At 55.0% G+C, this 15,079-nt stretch carries 16 protein-coding genes and 1 riboswitch; of the genes, 7 read left to right on the top strand and 9 right to left on the bottom strand.

The features are described from left to right. The first annotated feature begins 68 nt into the window (after positions 1 to 68). Positions 69 to 1,097, top strand: coding sequence for a glycosyltransferase family 32 protein (locus tag KUE00_RS12060; RefSeq protein WP_246760146.1), 1,029 nt, complete (start codon positions 69 to 71; stop codon positions 1,095 to 1,097). Here the strand turns inward: KUE00_RS12060 and thiH are convergent. From thiH to rsd, 7 genes are all read right to left on the bottom strand, one after another. Then, a complete protein-coding gene (thiH, locus tag KUE00_RS12055; RefSeq protein WP_246760145.1) occupies positions 1,090 to 2,220 on the bottom strand; it encodes a 2-iminoacetate synthase ThiH in 1,131 nt (376 codons plus the stop codon). The genes KUE00_RS12060 and thiH overlap by 8 nt on opposite strands. Then, positions 2,217 to 2,993: a thiazole synthase gene (locus KUE00_RS12050; protein WP_246760144.1), complete on the bottom strand. Its 777-nt coding sequence runs from the start codon at positions 2,991 to 2,993 to the stop codon at positions 2,217 to 2,219. The genes thiH and KUE00_RS12050 overlap by 4 nt, the downstream gene beginning before the upstream one ends. A 2-nt stretch (positions 2,994 to 2,995) precedes the next feature. Next, positions 2,996 to 3,196: a sulfur carrier protein ThiS gene (gene thiS / locus KUE00_RS12045; RefSeq protein ID WP_246760143.1), complete on the bottom strand. Its 201-nt coding sequence runs from the start codon at positions 3,194 to 3,196 to the stop codon at positions 2,996 to 2,998. Beyond that, positions 3,180 to 3,941, bottom strand: coding sequence for a HesA/MoeB/ThiF family protein (locus tag KUE00_RS12040; protein WP_246760142.1), 762 nt, complete (start codon positions 3,939 to 3,941; stop codon positions 3,180 to 3,182). Before KUE00_RS12040 ends, thiS begins: the two co-directional genes overlap by 17 nt. Further along, positions 3,934 to 4,575: a thiamine phosphate synthase gene (gene thiE, locus KUE00_RS12035; protein WP_246760141.1), complete on the bottom strand. Its 642-nt coding sequence runs from the start codon at positions 4,573 to 4,575 to the stop codon at positions 3,934 to 3,936. Before thiE ends, KUE00_RS12040 begins: the two co-directional genes overlap by 8 nt. Then, the gene (gene thiC / locus KUE00_RS12030; protein ID WP_246760140.1) at positions 4,572 to 6,497 is read right to left on the bottom strand and encodes a phosphomethylpyrimidine synthase ThiC; all 1,926 of its coding nucleotides are present in this window, start codon (positions 6,495 to 6,497) and stop codon (positions 4,572 to 4,574) included. The genes thiE and thiC overlap by 4 nt, the downstream gene beginning before the upstream one ends. Before the next feature lie 76 nt (positions 6,498 to 6,573). Then, a riboswitch (TPP riboswitch) is annotated at positions 6,574 to 6,674 on the bottom strand. Between the two features lie 93 nt (positions 6,675 to 6,767). After that, positions 6,768 to 7,271: a sigma D regulator gene (rsd, locus tag KUE00_RS12025; RefSeq protein ID WP_246760139.1), complete on the bottom strand. Its 504-nt coding sequence runs from the start codon at positions 7,269 to 7,271 to the stop codon at positions 6,768 to 6,770. A gap of 73 nt (positions 7,272 to 7,344) precedes the next feature. On the opposite strand from rsd, the gene nudC reads away from it, so the two are divergent. The 6 genes from nudC to KUE00_RS11995 all read left to right on the top strand — a co-directional run bounded on the left by nudC (position 7,345) and on the right by KUE00_RS11995 (position 11,759). Then, a complete protein-coding gene (gene nudC, locus KUE00_RS12020; RefSeq protein ID WP_246760138.1) occupies positions 7,345 to 8,118 on the top strand; it encodes an NAD(+) diphosphatase in 774 nt (257 codons plus the stop codon). Positions 8,119 to 8,157: 39 nt separating this feature from the next. Further along, positions 8,158 to 9,225: a uroporphyrinogen decarboxylase gene (gene hemE, locus KUE00_RS12015; protein WP_246760137.1), complete on the top strand. Its 1,068-nt coding sequence runs from the start codon at positions 8,158 to 8,160 to the stop codon at positions 9,223 to 9,225. Positions 9,226 to 9,227: 2 nt separating this feature from the next. Beyond that, complete coding sequence (gene nfi, locus KUE00_RS12010; RefSeq protein ID WP_246760136.1) at positions 9,228 to 9,896, top strand: deoxyribonuclease V; 669 nt, start codon at positions 9,228 to 9,230, stop codon at positions 9,894 to 9,896. A gap of 65 nt (positions 9,897 to 9,961) precedes the next feature. After that, a complete protein-coding gene (locus KUE00_RS12005; RefSeq protein WP_246760135.1) occupies positions 9,962 to 10,552 on the top strand; it encodes a YjaG family protein in 591 nt (196 codons plus the stop codon). 188 nt (positions 10,553 to 10,740) lie between these two features. After that, a complete protein-coding gene (gene hupA, locus KUE00_RS12000) occupies positions 10,741 to 11,013 on the top strand; it encodes a nucleoid-associated protein HU-alpha (protein WP_017803060.1) in 273 nt (90 codons plus the stop codon). Positions 11,014 to 11,105: 92 nt separating this feature from the next. Continuing rightward, positions 11,106 to 11,759 carry a DUF1481 domain-containing protein gene (locus tag KUE00_RS11995; protein ID WP_246760134.1) on the top strand — a complete coding sequence of 218 codons (654 nt, stop codon included), beginning with the start codon at positions 11,106 to 11,108 and terminating at the stop codon, positions 11,757 to 11,759. A gap of 82 nt (positions 11,760 to 11,841) precedes the next feature. On the opposite strand, the gene purD is transcribed toward KUE00_RS11995, so the two are convergent. Beyond that, entirely contained in the window at positions 11,842 to 13,122 is a 1,281-nt protein-coding gene (gene purD, locus KUE00_RS11990) for a phosphoribosylamine--glycine ligase (protein WP_246760133.1), read from the bottom strand. A gap of 15 nt (positions 13,123 to 13,137) precedes the next feature. Next, a complete protein-coding gene (gene purH / locus KUE00_RS11985) occupies positions 13,138 to 14,727 on the bottom strand; it encodes a bifunctional phosphoribosylaminoimidazolecarboxamide formyltransferase/IMP cyclohydrolase (protein WP_246760132.1) in 1,590 nt (529 codons plus the stop codon). Between the last annotated feature and the right edge of the window lie 352 nt (positions 14,728 to 15,079).

The raw sequence follows: 15,079 nt of genomic DNA, 5'->3' as shown, positions 1-15,079 counted from the left end.
TCTGCCACTCTGCGGTAAATGGCGCGCTGCTTTTTATTCAATTATGCCAGCCGCTTTTTGAGGTAATTATGAATAAAAACAAGCTAAAAGCGCTTGCGCTTCCCGTTTTAAAAAATGCGGTGTCGCTGCGTTTACGTATTGAAAAAGCGTTAGCCAGGCGCAGAAAAATGGCGGAATATAATCCAGCTCTTGAACACGATCTGAATATCGTTATTCATAATAAGCAATTAAATGCTATTCCAAAAAAAGTCTGGATGTTTTGGGCTGGAACCCTGGTACCCGTTGAAATTCAGAGTTTCGTCAATAAGGTGGCACGTGAAAATCCAGCCTGGACGGTGAACGTAGTGAACGACAGCAACCTGTCACAGTATCTGCCGGAGCTAACGTTTACACGTCAGGATCTGCTGGTGGCACACCGTAGCGACGTTATTCGTCTTGAGCTGCTGTACAAATACGGTGGCGTCTGGATGGACGCCAGCATCATACTCAATCAGCCGCTGGATGCATTTTTAGCGGTTAACGAAGATAACCGCTATGACATGATCGCCTTTTATCGTGAAGTATCAACCGTTGATCAACGTTATCCAGTTATTGAAACGTGGTTTATGGCGGTACCTGAAAAGAACCATTTTATTGAAAATTGGCTGCGCTATTTTAAACCTATTATTGAGGAAGGCGCGGCAGCCATGTTCAATCGATTACAACAGCTGCCGAATTACAAAGAGATTGCCCAGAAGATCACCAATCCACAATATCTTATTTTGAATATTACTCAGCAGCAGGCACTGCGTGAATATAATCAGTATAATTTTTACTTAAGGAAATGCGAGGCGAACGCTATCTACTATCAGCGGCTGGTCAGTTGGGACGCGGTTCAGCTAAGTCGAATGATAATGGTCGATAAATTACCTGAGGTATTGCCGCCGATTATCAAGCTGACCGGGCTCGATCGTAAATATCTCAGCACTAACCTGAAGTATGGCGTAATCAATAAAGACAGTCTGCTGGGCGAGGTCCTGTTTGCCGACGTGCCGCAAAAGCAGCCAGACACATCGATAGCCGAGATGCCTGGCCGCGCGCCGGTAACGCTTAAGTAGCCGGTGCTCTGCCCAGCCAGCTGTCCCAGTCTTTCCAGACCGGCTGCATGCCGGCCTGGATAAGCGCCTCGGCGACCTGCTGTGGACGACGGTTATCGTGCGGAGAAAACTGTTCCAGCTCGCTTTGTCCGTCAGCATAGCCGCCCGGCTGCGTTTTTGAAAAGGCGCTAACCGTATTGATCGCCAGCGGCACCACTTTGTCACGGAACTGCGGTGATTCACGTGTTGATAATGACTGCTCTACTTCTGGCGCAAAAAGCCGAAACGCGCAGATAACCTGCACCAGCTGGGCTTCATCCATCAGAGAGGCCGGCTGGATGCCACCAGCACAGGGACGCAGCCGCGGGAAAGCAACGGAATAGCGGCTTTGCCAGTACGTTTTTTGCAGCCAGAGCAGGTGTTCTGCCATCATATAGCAGTCGGTGCGCCAGCTGTCCGAGAGGCCAATCAGCGCACCAAGACCAATTTTATCGATACCCGCGCGCCCCAGCCTGTCCGGCGTTTCCAGGCGGAAAAAGAAATCCTGCTTGTTACCCTTTAAGTGATGCTGGCCGTAAACCGCAGAATGATAGGTTTCCTGATAGACCAGCACGCCGTCCAGCCCCAGCGTCTTCAGCTCGGCATACTCTTCTTCACCCAGTGGCTGAACTTCCATCATTAGCGAGCTAAAGTGAGAACGGATCGCGGGAAGGTGCTGACGAAAATAGTTCATCCCAACCTTACTCTGATGCTCGCCGGTGACCAGCAGCAGCTGATCGAAGCCCATTGCCCGTATCGCCCGGCACTCACGCTCAATTTCCTGCGCGTCCAGCGTCTTACGCTTAATACGATTGCTCATAGAAAAGCCGCAGTAGGTGCAGTCATTGGCGCACAGATTAGAAAGATAAAGCGGGACGAAAAGGTTAACGGCGTGGCCAAAGCGCTGTCGCGTCAGCAGCTGCGCTTTGCGCGCCATCGGTTCAAGCCATGCCTGCGCGGCCGGGGAAAGCAGCGCCATCAGCTCTTCGCGGCCAACCTTAGGGGCATTAAGCGCCCGTTCCACGTCAGCAGAGGTTTTGCTGTTGATCCGTAGCCGAATGTCGTCCCACTCCAGCGTTTCCCATTGCGCTACAAAACTCTTCATGCTGTTGCTCCGCTTTGCAGAAAACTGGTTAACGGGCTGGTGGCAATAGCCTGCTGCTGTTGACTGCCGAGTCCGCTTTCGCACGCCAGGCTACCCGCCTCAACCGCCAGACGAAAAGCGCGTGCCATCTGCACCGGATCGCGTGCTGAAGCCATAGCGGTATTAACCAGCACCGCGTCAGCGCCCATTTCTAACGCTTCGCTGGCATGGCTGGGCGCGCCGATACCGGCATCGATCACCACAGGTACGCCAGACTGCTCAATGATTATCGCCAGCAGATCGCGGGTTTTCAGGCCCTGATTACTGCCGATAGGCGCACCAAGCGGCATGACGGCGGCACAGCCAGCTTCCTCCAGCCTTTTACACAGCACCGGGTCAGCGTGGCAATAAGGAAGCACGGTGAAGCCCTCTCTGACCAGCGTTTCGGCCGCCTTCAGTGTTTCGATACCATCGGGCAGCAGATAGCGAACGTCGGGATGAATTTCCAGCTTAACCCAGTGGGTTCCCAGCGCTTCGCGTGCCAGACGTGCAGCAAACACGGCTTCTTCCGCCGTTTTGGCACCTGAAGTGTTAGGCAAAAGCTGTACGCCCAGCTGCTGGAGAGGCCGCAGGATACCGTCATCGCCACCGCGTAAGTCCACGCGCTTCATGGCCATGGTAACCAGCTGCGTGCCGGATTCTTTTAACGCCGCGAGCATGACGGACGGGCTGGAAAATTTGCCCGTGCCGGTAAACAGCCGGGAAGAAAAGGTTTTATCAGCAATCTGCAACATACTCAGCCTCCGGCAATAGCCTGGAAAATCACCAGTTCATCGCCTTCCTGTAAGGGGTAAGTGGACCAGCGATCGCGCGACACAATCTGTTGGTTGACGGCCAGCGCCGTACCGGCCTGCTGACAGCAAAGCTGCGTCAGCAGGTCGGCCAGCGTCAGGGGCGGGACAAGCGTATGCGCTTCATCATTAATGATGACGTTCACGGTCGCCTCCGCAAATCGGACAGCCCGGACTACGTTCAAGATTAAGCGTGCGCCATGTTTGCTGCTTACCATCAAACAGTCGGAGCTTGCCATCAAGCGTCGACGGCTGACCCGCCAGCATTTTCAACGCTTCCAGCGCCTGAAGCGTTCCCATTACGCCTACCACTGGCCCAAGTACGCCCGCCGTGCGGCAATTGCGCTGCGGTTCGATCTCATCCGGCCACAGACAGCAATAACAACCATGGTGGAACGGCGGCGTAATCACCAGCAGCTGACCGCCCAGACCCACGGCGCTGGCGCTGATCAACGGCGTATTACTTGCTACGCAGGCAGCGTTAACGGCATGACGCGTTTGCATGTTATCGCTGCAATCCAGTACCAGATCGACCCACTGCACCGCTTCCTGTAAGGTGCTGGCATCCATACGTTGCTTAAGCGCAATAAACTCAACCTGCGGATTGAGCGCCTGTAAACGCTCTTTCGCCAGGTCAGCTTTTGGCTGTCCGATCTTGTTGCTGTCATACAGGGTCTGCCGCTGTAAGTTACTGATATGAAGATTATCGTCATCGGCCAGCAGCAGTTTTCCCACGCCCGCTGCGGCAAGGTAAGCCGCGGCGGGTGAGCCTAACCCTCCCAGGCCAACAAGCAGCACGCTGGCTGCCCGGAGCTTTTCCTGACCCTCTACGCCAAACTCTTCCAGCAGCAGCTGGCGGCTGTAGCGCATAAATTCGCTGTCGTTAAGCATGGGCATCTCCTGTCCCGGCCAGCGCCAGCAGCTGTGCCGTGGCCGAGCGCCAGTCTGCGGCTTTGGTAATAGCGCTGACCACGGCGATGCTGCCGACGCCGGTTGCCAGCACGTCAGGCGCTTTTTCCAGAGAAATTCCGCCAATGGCGACGGTAGAAACGCCCGCCAGGCGCGCAACGTGCCGCTTCAGCTCATGGAGTCCCTGAGGTGAAGAAGGCATCTCTTTGGTTTGGGTAGGAAAAACGTGGCCGAGCGCAATGTAGGAAGGGCGTTCGGCCAGCGCGCGATCCAGCTCTGCGTCGTCATGCGTGGAAAGGCCCAGACGCAGTCCGGCATGATAAATTGCATCCAGATCGGCAATATCCAGATCCTCCTGACCGAGATGCACGCCATAAGCCTGGTGTTTGATCGCCAGCCGCCAGTAGTCATTGATGAACAGCCGGGCGTTATAACGTTTGCCCAGCGCGATAGCGGCGGCGATATCCTGCTCGACAGCTTTCTCCGGCAGATCCTTAATACGCAGCTGAAGGGTACGTACACCCGCTTCTAACAGGCGCTCAATCCATTCCACCGTATCCACTACCGGATAAAGGCCCAGTTTTTCCTTAGTCAGGGGAAAGGCACCGCGACTCATACGTTCTCCTCTGTGTTCAGGCTATCGGCAGAATGATAAAGCTCACCGCCGCGGCTGCGGAACGCCCGCGACATCTCCTTCATGCCAATTTCGATGGGCTGGGCTTCTTCCTGTTTGGCCGCGTATTCGCGCACCTCCTGAGAGATCTTCATCGAGCAGAATTTAGGGCCACACATTGAGCAGAAATGGGCGACCTTGCCGGATTCCTGCGGTAGCGTTTCGTCGTGATAGGCGCGAGCGGTATGGGGGTCGAGCGCCAGGTTAAACTGATCTTCCCAGCGGAATTCAAACCGCGCTTTCGACATGGCGTTATCGCGGATTTGTGCGCCAGGATGGCCTTTCGCCAGGTCAGCCGCATGCGCCGCAATTTTATAGGTGATTAACCCCTGCTTAACGTCTTCTTTGTCAGGCAAACCAAGATGCTCTTTTGGCGTGACGTAGCAGAGCATGGCGCAGCCAAACCAGCCGATCATCGCTGCGCCAATCCCGGAGGTAAAATGGTCATAACCCGGCGCGATATCCGTGGTTAGCGGGCCAAGCGTATAAAAAGGCGCTTCGTGACAGTGTTCCAGCTGTTCGGTCATGTTGCGACGGATCATCTGCATCGGCACATGGCCTGGCCCTTCAATCATCACCTGGACGTCATATTCCCAGGCGATTTTTGTCAGCTCGCCCAGCGTTCTTAGCTCGGCAAACTGGGCTTCGTCATTGGCATCCTGAATCGAGCCGGGGCGCAGGCCATCGCCCAGCGACAGCGAGACGTCGTAAGCGGCACAGATTTCACAGATTTCGCGGAAATGTTCGTACAGGAAGCTTTCACGATGATGGGAGAGGCACCATTTCGCCATAATCGAACCGCCGCGCGAGACGATGCCGGTCAGGCGTTTGGCGGTCATTGGCACGTAGCGCAGCAGAACGCCAGCATGGATAGTAAAGTAATCCACGCCTTGCTCAGCCTGCTCCAGCAGCGTGTCGCGGAAGACATCCCAGTTAAGATTTTCCGCTACGCCGTTTACCTTCTCCAGCGCCTGATAGATGGGAACCGTGCCGATCGGCACCGGACTATTACGCAAAATCCACTCGCGCGTTTCATGGATATTACGGCCGGTGGAGAGGTCCATTACCGTATCTGCGCCCCAGCGTGCCGACCAGACCAGTTTTTCAACTTCTTCTTCGATGGAGGAGCTGACCGCAGAGTTGCCGATGTTGGCGTTAATCTTCACCAGAAAATTGCGGCCAATGATCATCGGCTCCGATTCGGGGTGATTAATATTGGCCGGAATAATGGCACGTCCGGCGGCCACTTCCTGACGGACAAACTCAGCGGTGATATTTTCCGGCAGATGGGCACCAAAAGCCTCTCCTGGGTGCTGCTGTAACAGCACTTCGCTGCGGATACGTTCGCGACCCATATTTTCACGCACGGCGATAAATTCCATTTCCGGCGTAATGACGCCAAGGCGGGCATAGTGCAGCTGGGTAACGCAGCGTCCGGCCAGCGCGCGCCTCGGGCAAGGCAGGTTATCGAAACGCAGATGATCCAGCCCTTCGTCAGCCAGTCGCTGCTGGGTATAAACCGAGCTGAGTTTTTCTATCGGCTGCGTATCGCCGCGCTCGGTTATCCACGCTTCTCGCAGCCTGGCGAGTCCGGCGTGAACGTCAATGGTGGCTTCAGGATCGCCATAAGGGCCAGCCGTATCGTAAACCGGCACCGGCTCGTTCTCGGTGAACTGCGGATTATCTTTGCTGCCGGTCATCGTGGGGCTGAGCTGGATCTCGCGCATTGGCACACGTAAATCGGGCCGCGAGCCGGTCAGGTAAATGCGTTTTGAATTGGGAAAAGCGGTGCCCTGTAAAGAGTCGATAAACTGCTGGGCTTCGGCACGCTGTTCGCGGCGAGTGGGTTTGGTATGGGTAGACATAGCAAGTTCCTGATATAAGGGAAATTTGCTTGTCCGGAGTTCGGAGGAGTAAGCGCGGGCAGTCAAAGCCCCGACTTGAATCTTTACTCTTGTTCCCTACGCAGGTACTAACCTGGTCAGGTTCCGCGGATCCCGAATAAACGGTCTCAGCCCCAAAGGGCACTCCGACAAGAAGAATTCTGGCTGTTGCCAGGCAATCGCTAGGTGATTGCCCATTCAGCATAAAGGGGCTTTATGGAAAGCTCAAGGATTTTACAAGTTTATAACTTTTCAGGCAGGACGAGCCATCGCGGCATCGTTGGCGGCCGGGGTGGTTGCAAACTTCTCCAGCGCCAGCTGGATAAACTTATCTTCAAGCGTAAAACGGGCTTCCAGCGCTTCGCCAACCATGGAGAGCGCCTGTTGAAACTCCAGGTAGTTATCGTGGTCGATAGCATTTTCCAGATGAGCATCATAAATACTCATAATGTGCTCGGTATTTCCCTGCAAAGAAGGATAGATTAGCGCGGCTTTCGCCAGCTGCTCAGTGCCTTCCATCTCCTGAATAAAACGTTCATACGCCGTAAAGTGGCCGGTTGACAAATAATCTACCAGGCTTTGACAAAAGTTATCCAGCGCATTTTCGTCGAGCGTGGTCAGCGATTCCTTGTTAGGCTTAATGCCAACCATTTGATAATAAGCAACTAATAACTGCTTGCGTGAGTGAAGACAAAAATCTACGAGTTCGCTACATCCGCCTACGCGTGAGGTCAGAACTTCCAGCTGGTCAAGCATGAGTGACTCCAAAAGTGTTATTTTTAACTGTCTATCCCGATCCGGTAGTACGTGAAGTGAGGATGAGCAATTTATGGAACTTGAGATTTCAAGCGTAGACGCTGGCTGGTGGGTTGTCAGCCATGAACAGAAACTTTGGTTGCCGAAAGGTCAATTACCGTACGGTACTGCACAAGATTTAGACCTGACGGGCCGAACCGCATCGCTTATCGGAGAATGGCAAGGCGAACCGGTACGGCTGGTGTGTGAAAATCGCCCCGAGGGAATGGCCTCGTTACGACAACTTCTTGATCAGGATGCCGTTCTGTTTCAGCTTGCGGGACGCGGCGTCCAGCTGGCGGAATTCTATCGTGCGCACAAGTGGTGTGGCTACTGCGGGCATACCATGCACCGTAGCAAAACGGAATGGGCCTGCCTGTGCAGCCACTGCCGCCAGCGCTATTATCCGCAAATTTCTCCTTGCATCATCGTGGCCATTCGTCGCGGTGATGAAATTTTGCTTGCTCAGCATACTCGCCATCGCAACGGCATTTATACGGTACTGGCGGGCTTTGTTGAAGTGGGCGAAACGCTGGAGCAGACCGTTGCACGGGAAGTGATGGAAGAGAGCGGTATTAAAGTCAAAAATCTGCGCTACGTTACCTCGCAGCCCTGGCCTTTCCCGCAGTCGCTGATGATGGCTTTTATGGCCGACTTTGAGAGCGGCGAAATCGTTATCGATCCTAAAGAGCTGCTGGACGCTAACTGGTATCGCTTTGACGCCCTGCCGCAGCTGCCGCCAGCCGGAACCGTGGCCCGTCGGCTGATTGAAGACACGGTTGCGCTCTGCCGCGCCGAGGCGGAATAACTGATATACTGTGCGTCTGAATGAAAAAGAGTCCTGAAGATGAGTGAACTGAAGAACGATCGTTATTTGCGTGCTCTGCTGCGTCAGCCGGTAGACGTTACGCCCGTATGGATGATGCGCCAGGCCGGACGCTATTTGCCAGAGTATAAAGCCACGCGCGCGCAGGCCGGCGACTTTATGTCGCTGTGTAAAAATGCCGAGCTGGCCTGTGAAGTTACGCTGCAACCGCTGCGGCGCTATGCGCTGGATGCGGCGATCCTCTTCTCCGATATTTTGACCATTCCTGATGCGATGGGGCTGGGACTCTATTTTGAAGCTGGCGAAGGCCCGCGCTTCTCCTCGCCGGTTACCTGCCGCGCCGACGTAGAAAAGCTGCCCGTGTTCGATCCCGAACAGGAGCTGGGCTACGTGATGAACGCGGTGCGCACTATCCGCAAGAATCTGCAGGGCCAGGTGCCGCTGATTGGCTTCTCCGGCAGTCCGTGGACGCTGGCAACCTATATGGTGGAAGGCGGCAGCAGCAAAGCCTTTACCAAACTGAAAAAGATGATGTACGCCGAGCCGGCAACGCTGCATCTGATGCTGGATAAGCTGGCGGACAGCGTCACGCTCTACCTGAACGCGCAGATCCGCGCTGGCGCGCAGTCGGTGATGATTTTCGATACCTGGGGCGGCGTGCTGACCGGGCGCGATTATCTGGAATTCTCGCTGCACTACATGCACAAAATCGTTGACGGCCTGCTGCGTGAAAACGACGGTCGCCGCGTTCCCGTGACGCTGTTTACCAAGGGCGGCGGGCAGTGGCTGGAAGCGATGGCGGAAACCGGCTGTGACGCGCTGGGTCTGGACTGGACCACAGATATCGGCGAAGCGCGCCGTCGCGTTGGTCATAAAGTGGCGCTGCAGGGCAACATGGATCCTTCTATGCTCTATGCTTCTCCTGCCCGTATTGAACAAGAAGTTGCGGGTATACTTCAGGGCTTCGGCAACGGCACGGGCCACGTGTTCAACCTGGGCCACGGCATTCATCAGGATGTGCCGCCAGAACACGCGGGTGCTTTTGTGGAGGCCGTTCACAAACTGTCACCACAGTATCACCAGGATTAGTTATGGATATACAGGCATTAAAGCAGGAACAGACAACGCGTGCGGCAGAAGTGGTACGCGCTGATGATTTTGACGTAATGCCGCCGCGCTACATTGCAGGGGCGGACGTAGGATTTGAACAGGGCGGCGAGGTAACACGCGCCGCGCTGGTGGTTCTGGAATATCCGTCGCTAAAGATGATTGAACATCGCGTTGCGCGAATAGCCACAACCATGCCCTATATACCCGGCTTCCTGTCGTTTCGTGAATATCCCGCCTTGCTGGCCGCGTGGGAGCTGCTGGAACAAAAGCCCGATCTGCTGTTCGTTGACGGCCAGGGCATTGCGCATCCACGCCGCCTGGGTGTTGCCAGCCATTTTGGTATGCTGGTGGACGTGCCGACCATCGGCGTGGCCAAGCGGCGCCTGTGCGGCAAGTTTGAGCCTCTGGACGAGGAGCCGGGTTCCCGGCAACCTTTGATCGACAAAGGTGAGCAGATTGGCTGGGTACTGCGCAGTAAGAAGCGTTGTAACCCACTCTTTATCTCGCCGGGCCATCGCGTCAGCGTCGATACGGCGCTGCAGTGGGTCGAAACCTGTCTGCAAGGCTATCGTCTACCCGAACCGACGCGCTGGGCCGACGCAGTGGCATCAAACCGGCCCGCTTTTGCGCGGCTTGGCATCCCGCTATAACGGTGTGAGGCGTCCGCTTTTCGGTTACACTGCAGGCCGCGCAATTTTGTTTATGAGATCCCAACATGTTACGTAATCCGATTCACCTGCGGCTCGAAAAGCTGGAAAGCTGGCAGCACGTTACTTTTATGGCCTGCCTGTGTGAGCGCATGTATCCCAATTACTGGGCGTTTTGCCAGCAGACCGGCTTTGGCGACGGCCAGCTTTATCGCCGTATTCTCGATCTGATATGGGAAACGCTGGTCGTGAAGGATGCCAAAGTTAATTTCGACTCGCAGCTGGAAAAGCTGGAAGAGGCGATTCCGGTCGCTGAGGATTACGACCTTTACGGCGTTTATCCTGCTATCGATGCCTGCGTGGCATTAAGCGAACTGCTGCACTCTCGCCTGAGTGGCGAAACGCTGGTGCATGCAATTGCCGTTAGCGAGGCATCTGTCACCAGCGTTGCGATGCTGGAAATGACCCAGGCCGAACGCGAAATGACCGATGAAGAGCTAAAAGCGAATCCCGCCGTCGAAGAGGAATGGGACATCCAGTGGGAAATTTTTCGCCTGCTCAGCGCCTGTGAGGAAAGGGATCTCGAACTGATAAAAGGACTGCGTTCTGACCTGCGGGAATCGGGGATCAGCAATATCGGTATAAATTTTCAGCAGTAAGACGATAAAACGTGACTTCAGGCCTGATTTGTAGCGCCTTAAGGCTTCACATTCGCCCCCAGTCTGGTCTACATTTGGGGGGCTGAAAAATGTGGCTATCGGTGCGTGTATGCAGGAGAGTGCCAGAAACTGGTTTTTCCCTCGCACTCGATGCTTAGCAAGCGATAAATACACTGTAAGGATAACTTATGAACAAGACTCAACTGATTGATGTAATTGCGGACAAAGCGGACCTGTCTAAGACCCAGGCTAAAGCTGCTCTGGAATCCACCCTGGCTGCGATTACTGAGTCTCTGAAAGAAGGTGATGCTGTACAACTGGTTGGTTTTGGTACTTTTAAAGTTAACCACCGTGCTGAGCGTACTGGCCGCAACCCGCAGACTGGCAACGAAATCAAAATTGCAGCTGCTAACGTACCGGCATTCGTTTCTGGTAAAGCTCTGAAAGACGCTGTTAAATAATCGACAGTGAAAAGTTTTAAACAGGGGGGCGTTAAGCCCCTTTTGTTAAACCTTGCAAGCTGTGACGACGTTCTTCTCGCTTTGAGGGGCTCGTGAACCTTTCCTCCCGTACCTTACTGTTTTTGCCGCTCCTGCTGTTAGCAGGCTGTAGCTCTCGGCACACGCCTGATTTTACCGCCAGCGGTTATCTGGCCGATCGCGGCGCGGTCCGTATCTGGCGCAAAGCACCTTCTCATACTACCCATCTGCAAACCGTCTATACCCCGTTTACCGGGCAGGGCGAAGAAACAACCGACTATTACTGGCAACAGGATAAGCTGATTTCGATTGCGCGACATATTGCCGGGAAACAGCAGGAAAGCGTCACTCTCCGCTTCGATCGCGATGGTAGCCTGAACTTTATGCAGCGTCAGCTGGCGGGTCGACGAGAATCGCTCTCCGCCGATGCGATAGCGCTCTATCAGTTTGATGCAGGCCGTATGCGGGCCATCAGCGACGATCTGCTGAAAGGCCGGGTTACGCTTCTCCAGGGGCACTGGACGCCTTCAGGCACGGTTATGCTTTGCCATGGCGGGAAAACCACGCCAGACTTCGAAAGTAACGACGCTCGCTATATTACTCAGCATCAGCAGGAGTCAGGTCAGCCGCTCAGCATCGCATGGCTGAAAGCGCCGGGTGGCACACAGCTGCTGCTGGCAACGCCCAAAGACATTTGCCCTGAGGAACCGCAGGCCGACAGTTTCTAGCCGCGTGGTAACGTTCTGCCAGGGAGTTAGCGGAAAGGGGGGAGGTCAGGGGACGAAAAGCTTCATCCCCTGCTGGTCTGTCTTATTTACGGCCGATGGCGCGATAGCCGATATCTTTACGGCAGAAGCTACCGTTCCACGAAACAGGCTTAGCCAGTTCGTAGGCATGGCGCTGTGCTGCCGCAACGTCTTCACCCAGCGCCGTTACGCACAGGACGCGGCCGCCGTTAGTCACCACTAAATCATCCTGCATTCTGGTGCCGGCATGGAAGATTTTGCCGTCTGGCGTCTCTTCCAGCGGTAAACCGTGGATCTGGTCACCGGTGCTGTAGTCGCCAGGATAGCCGCCAGCCGCCAGAACCACGCCCAGCGCAGGACGAGGATCCCAGACCGAATCTTTCGTGTTCAGCTTGCCGTCAACGGCCGCCAGGCAAAGCTCGATCAGATCCGACTGCAAACGCAGCATGATCGGCTGCGTTTCCGGGTCGCCAAAGCGGCAGTTAAATTCAATCACCTTCGGCTGGCCGCTTTTATCAATCATCAGGCCGGCATACAGAAAACCGGTATAAACGTTACCTTCGGCCGCCATGCCGCGAACGGTTGGCCAGATAACTTCGTCCATTACGCGCTGGTGGATCTCATCGGTGACCACCGGAGCAGGAGAGTACGCGCCCATGCCGCCGGTGTTCGGGCCGGTGTCGCCATCGCCTACGCGTTTATGATCCTGGCTGGTTGCCATCGGCAGAACGTTTTCACCATCAACCATCACGATAAAGCTGGCTTCTTCACCGTCCAGAAACTCTTCCACCACGATGCGGTGTCCAGCGTCGCCAAACGCGTTGCCGGCCAGCATATCTTTAATCGCTTCTTCTGCTTCCTGTAGCGTCATCGCCACAATCACGCCTTTACCCGCCGCCAGGCCATCGGCCTTAATAACGATCGGTGCGCCTTTACTGCGCGTGTAGGCCAGCGCGGCGTCTACATCGGTAAAGTTCTGGTATTCCGCGGTTGGGATCTTATGACGGGCCAGGAAATCTTTAGTGAAAGCTTTAGATCCTTCCAGCTGGGCGGCAGCCTGGGTTGGGCCAAAAATTTTCAGTCCGGCAGCCTGGAAAGCATCCACGACGCCAATCACCAGTGGGGCTTCCGGGCCAACGATGGTCAGGTCAATATTTTCACGCTGTGCAAAGTCCAGCAGAGCGGGGATATCGGTGGCGCTGATAGCCACGTTCTGCAAAGCAGGCTCAAGTGCGGTACCGGCATTGCCGGGCGCGACAAAAACGGTTTCCGCCAGCGGCGACTGAGAAGCTTTCCATGCCAGCGCATGCTCGCGGCCGCCATTGCCGATTACTAAAATTTTCATAGTCTGGTTCCTTAATTAATGGCGGAAGTGGCGCATGTTAGTAAAGATCATCGCGATGTCGTGTTCGTCAGCGGCAGCGATAACTTCTTCATCACGAATGGAACCGCCAGGCTGGATAACGCAGCGCACGCCAGCAGCGGCGGCGGCGTCAATGCCATCACGGAACGGGAAAAAGGCATCCGAGGCCAGCGCGCAGCCTTCCACCACCAGACCTTCGTCTTTTGCTTTGATGCCGGCAATTTTAGCGGAGTAAACGCGGCTCATCTGGCCCGCGCCAATACCCACGGTCATGTTGTCGCGTGCATAAACGATGGCGTTTGACTTCACAAACTTGGCGACTTTCCAGCAGAACAGCGCATCACGCAATTCCTGCTCGGTTGGCTGGCGCTTGCTGACCACGCGCAGCTGGCTTTCTTCAACCATGCCCAGGTCGCGATCCTGTACCAGCAGACCGCCGTTAACGCGTTTGAAATCTAAACCAGCCTGACGCTGCTGCCACTGGCCGCAGATCAGGACGCGAACGTTCTGCTTGGCCGAGGTAACCTTTAATGCAGCTTCGCTTGCTGAAGGCGCAATAATCACTTCAACAAACTGGCGGCTAACGATGGCTTGTGCGGTGGCTTCATCCAGCTCGCGGTTGAAAGCGATGATGCCGCCAAAAGCAGAAGTTGGGTCAGTTTTGTAAGCCAGCTCGTAAGCGCCCAGAATGGAATCGCTGACCGCAACGCCGCAAGGATTAGCATGCTTGACGATCACGCAGGCCGGTTCGCTGAATTCCTTCACGCACTCCAGCGCGGCGTCGGTATCCGCGATGTTGTTATAGGAAAGCGCTTTACCCTGAACCTGCTGCGCGGTGGCAACGGAAGCTTCGGTGACGTTCTCTTCTATATAGAAGGCAGCATCCTGATGGCTGTTCTCGCCGTAGCGCATATCCTGCTTCTTAATAAAGTTCAGGTTAAGCGTACGCGGGAAACGTCCGGCAGGCTCGGTGGTTTCGCCATGATAAGCAGGAACCATACTACCGAAGTAATTGGCGATCATGCTGTCGTAGGCTGCGGTATGCTCAAAAGCTTTAATAGCCAGATCGAAACGGGTGGTCAGCTGCAGCGAGTTATCGTTGGCATCCATCTCCGCAATAATAGCCGCGTAGTCGCTGCTCTTTACTACGATAGCCACGTCTTTATGATTCTTGGCCGCCGAGCGCACCATCGTTGGGCCGCCGATATCAATATTTTCTACCGCATCTTCCAGCGAGCAGCCTTCGCGGGCGACCGTCTGGGCAAAGGGATAAAGGTTTACGACAACCATGTCGATAGGCGCGATGCTGTGCTGCTGCATAATGTCGTCATCCTGGCCACGGCGTCCCAGAATGCCGCCGTGTACTTTTGGATGCAGTGTTTTGACGCGTCCATCCATCATTTCCGGAAAACCGGTGTAGTCAGACACTTCAGTAACGGGCAGGCCCGCTTCTGCCAGCAGGCGGGCGGTGCCGCCAGTGGAAAGCAGCTCAACACCGCGCGCTGACAGCGCCTGAGCAAATTCGAGGATACCGGCTTTGTCGGACACGCTGAGCAGAGCGCGGCGTACAGGACGAGGTTGTTGCATGAGGTTTTATCCCTTGGCTTTGGTTCGCATAGATAAGAGCGTTACATCAATCTTAGCTTTTCGCTTCTATATAGAGAAAGAAGCACGCGAAGATTCAGGTAACGCCCCCAAATGGGGGCCGGGATTTTTCGGGGGCATTGTAGCGAAAACGTTTGCGTGATGCTCGTCTAAATTTAAGTGCGCCGACGAATGTGGATAAGTTTGTGGGTAAATGCGTATAAATAGCCCTTTTGCTGTGGAATGCAGCGAACGCGCTATTTTTCTAAAATTAGGGGTTGTCAGCCGTCGAGAACTCCCTATAATGCGCCTCCATCGACACGGAACAACGGCTTACCGGCCGCCGGGTTGAGAG

It is taken from the genome of Erwinia phyllosphaerae (genome assembly GCF_019132875.1).
Taxonomy (GTDB): Bacteria; Pseudomonadota; Gammaproteobacteria; order Enterobacterales; family Enterobacteriaceae; genus Erwinia; species Erwinia phyllosphaerae.
The sequence above is the reverse complement of the archived record's forward strand: the minus strand, read 5'-3'. Positions and strand labels throughout refer to the sequence as shown.

Excerpts from the sequence above, each read along its gene's own strand:
- KUE00_RS12060 (WP_246760146.1), top strand. The coding sequence starts at position 69 with ATGAATAAAAACAAGCTAAAAGCGCTTGCGCTTCCCGTTTTAAAAAAT.
- thiH (WP_246760145.1), bottom strand. The coding sequence starts at position 2,220 with ATGAAGAGTTTTGTAGCGCAATGGGAAACGCTGGAGTGGGACGACATT.
- KUE00_RS12050 (WP_246760144.1), bottom strand. The coding sequence starts at position 2,993 with ATGTTGCAGATTGCTGATAAAACCTTTTCTTCCCGGCTGTTTACCGGC.
- KUE00_RS12040 (WP_246760142.1), bottom strand. The coding sequence starts at position 3,941 with ATGCTTAACGACAGCGAATTTATGCGCTACAGCCGCCAGCTGCTGCTG.
- thiE (WP_246760141.1), bottom strand. The coding sequence starts at position 4,575 with ATGAGTCGCGGTGCCTTTCCCCTGACTAAGGAAAAACTGGGCCTTTAT.
- thiC (WP_246760140.1), bottom strand. The coding sequence starts at position 6,497 with ATGTCTACCCATACCAAACCCACTCGCCGCGAACAGCGTGCCGAAGCC.
- rsd (WP_246760139.1), bottom strand. The coding sequence starts at position 7,271 with ATGCTTGACCAGCTGGAAGTTCTGACCTCACGCGTAGGCGGATGTAGC.
- nudC (WP_246760138.1), top strand. The coding sequence starts at position 7,345 with ATGGAACTTGAGATTTCAAGCGTAGACGCTGGCTGGTGGGTTGTCAGC.
- hemE (WP_246760137.1), top strand. The coding sequence starts at position 8,158 with ATGAGTGAACTGAAGAACGATCGTTATTTGCGTGCTCTGCTGCGTCAG.
- nfi (WP_246760136.1), top strand. The coding sequence starts at position 9,228 with ATGGATATACAGGCATTAAAGCAGGAACAGACAACGCGTGCGGCAGAA.
- KUE00_RS12005 (WP_246760135.1), top strand. The coding sequence starts at position 9,962 with ATGTTACGTAATCCGATTCACCTGCGGCTCGAAAAGCTGGAAAGCTGG.
- hupA (WP_017803060.1), top strand. The coding sequence starts at position 10,741 with ATGAACAAGACTCAACTGATTGATGTAATTGCGGACAAAGCGGACCTG.
- purD (WP_246760133.1), bottom strand. The coding sequence starts at position 13,122 with ATGAAAATTTTAGTAATCGGCAATGGCGGCCGCGAGCATGCGCTGGCA.
- purH (WP_246760132.1), bottom strand. The coding sequence starts at position 14,727 with ATGCAACAACCTCGTCCTGTACGCCGCGCTCTGCTCAGCGTGTCCGAC.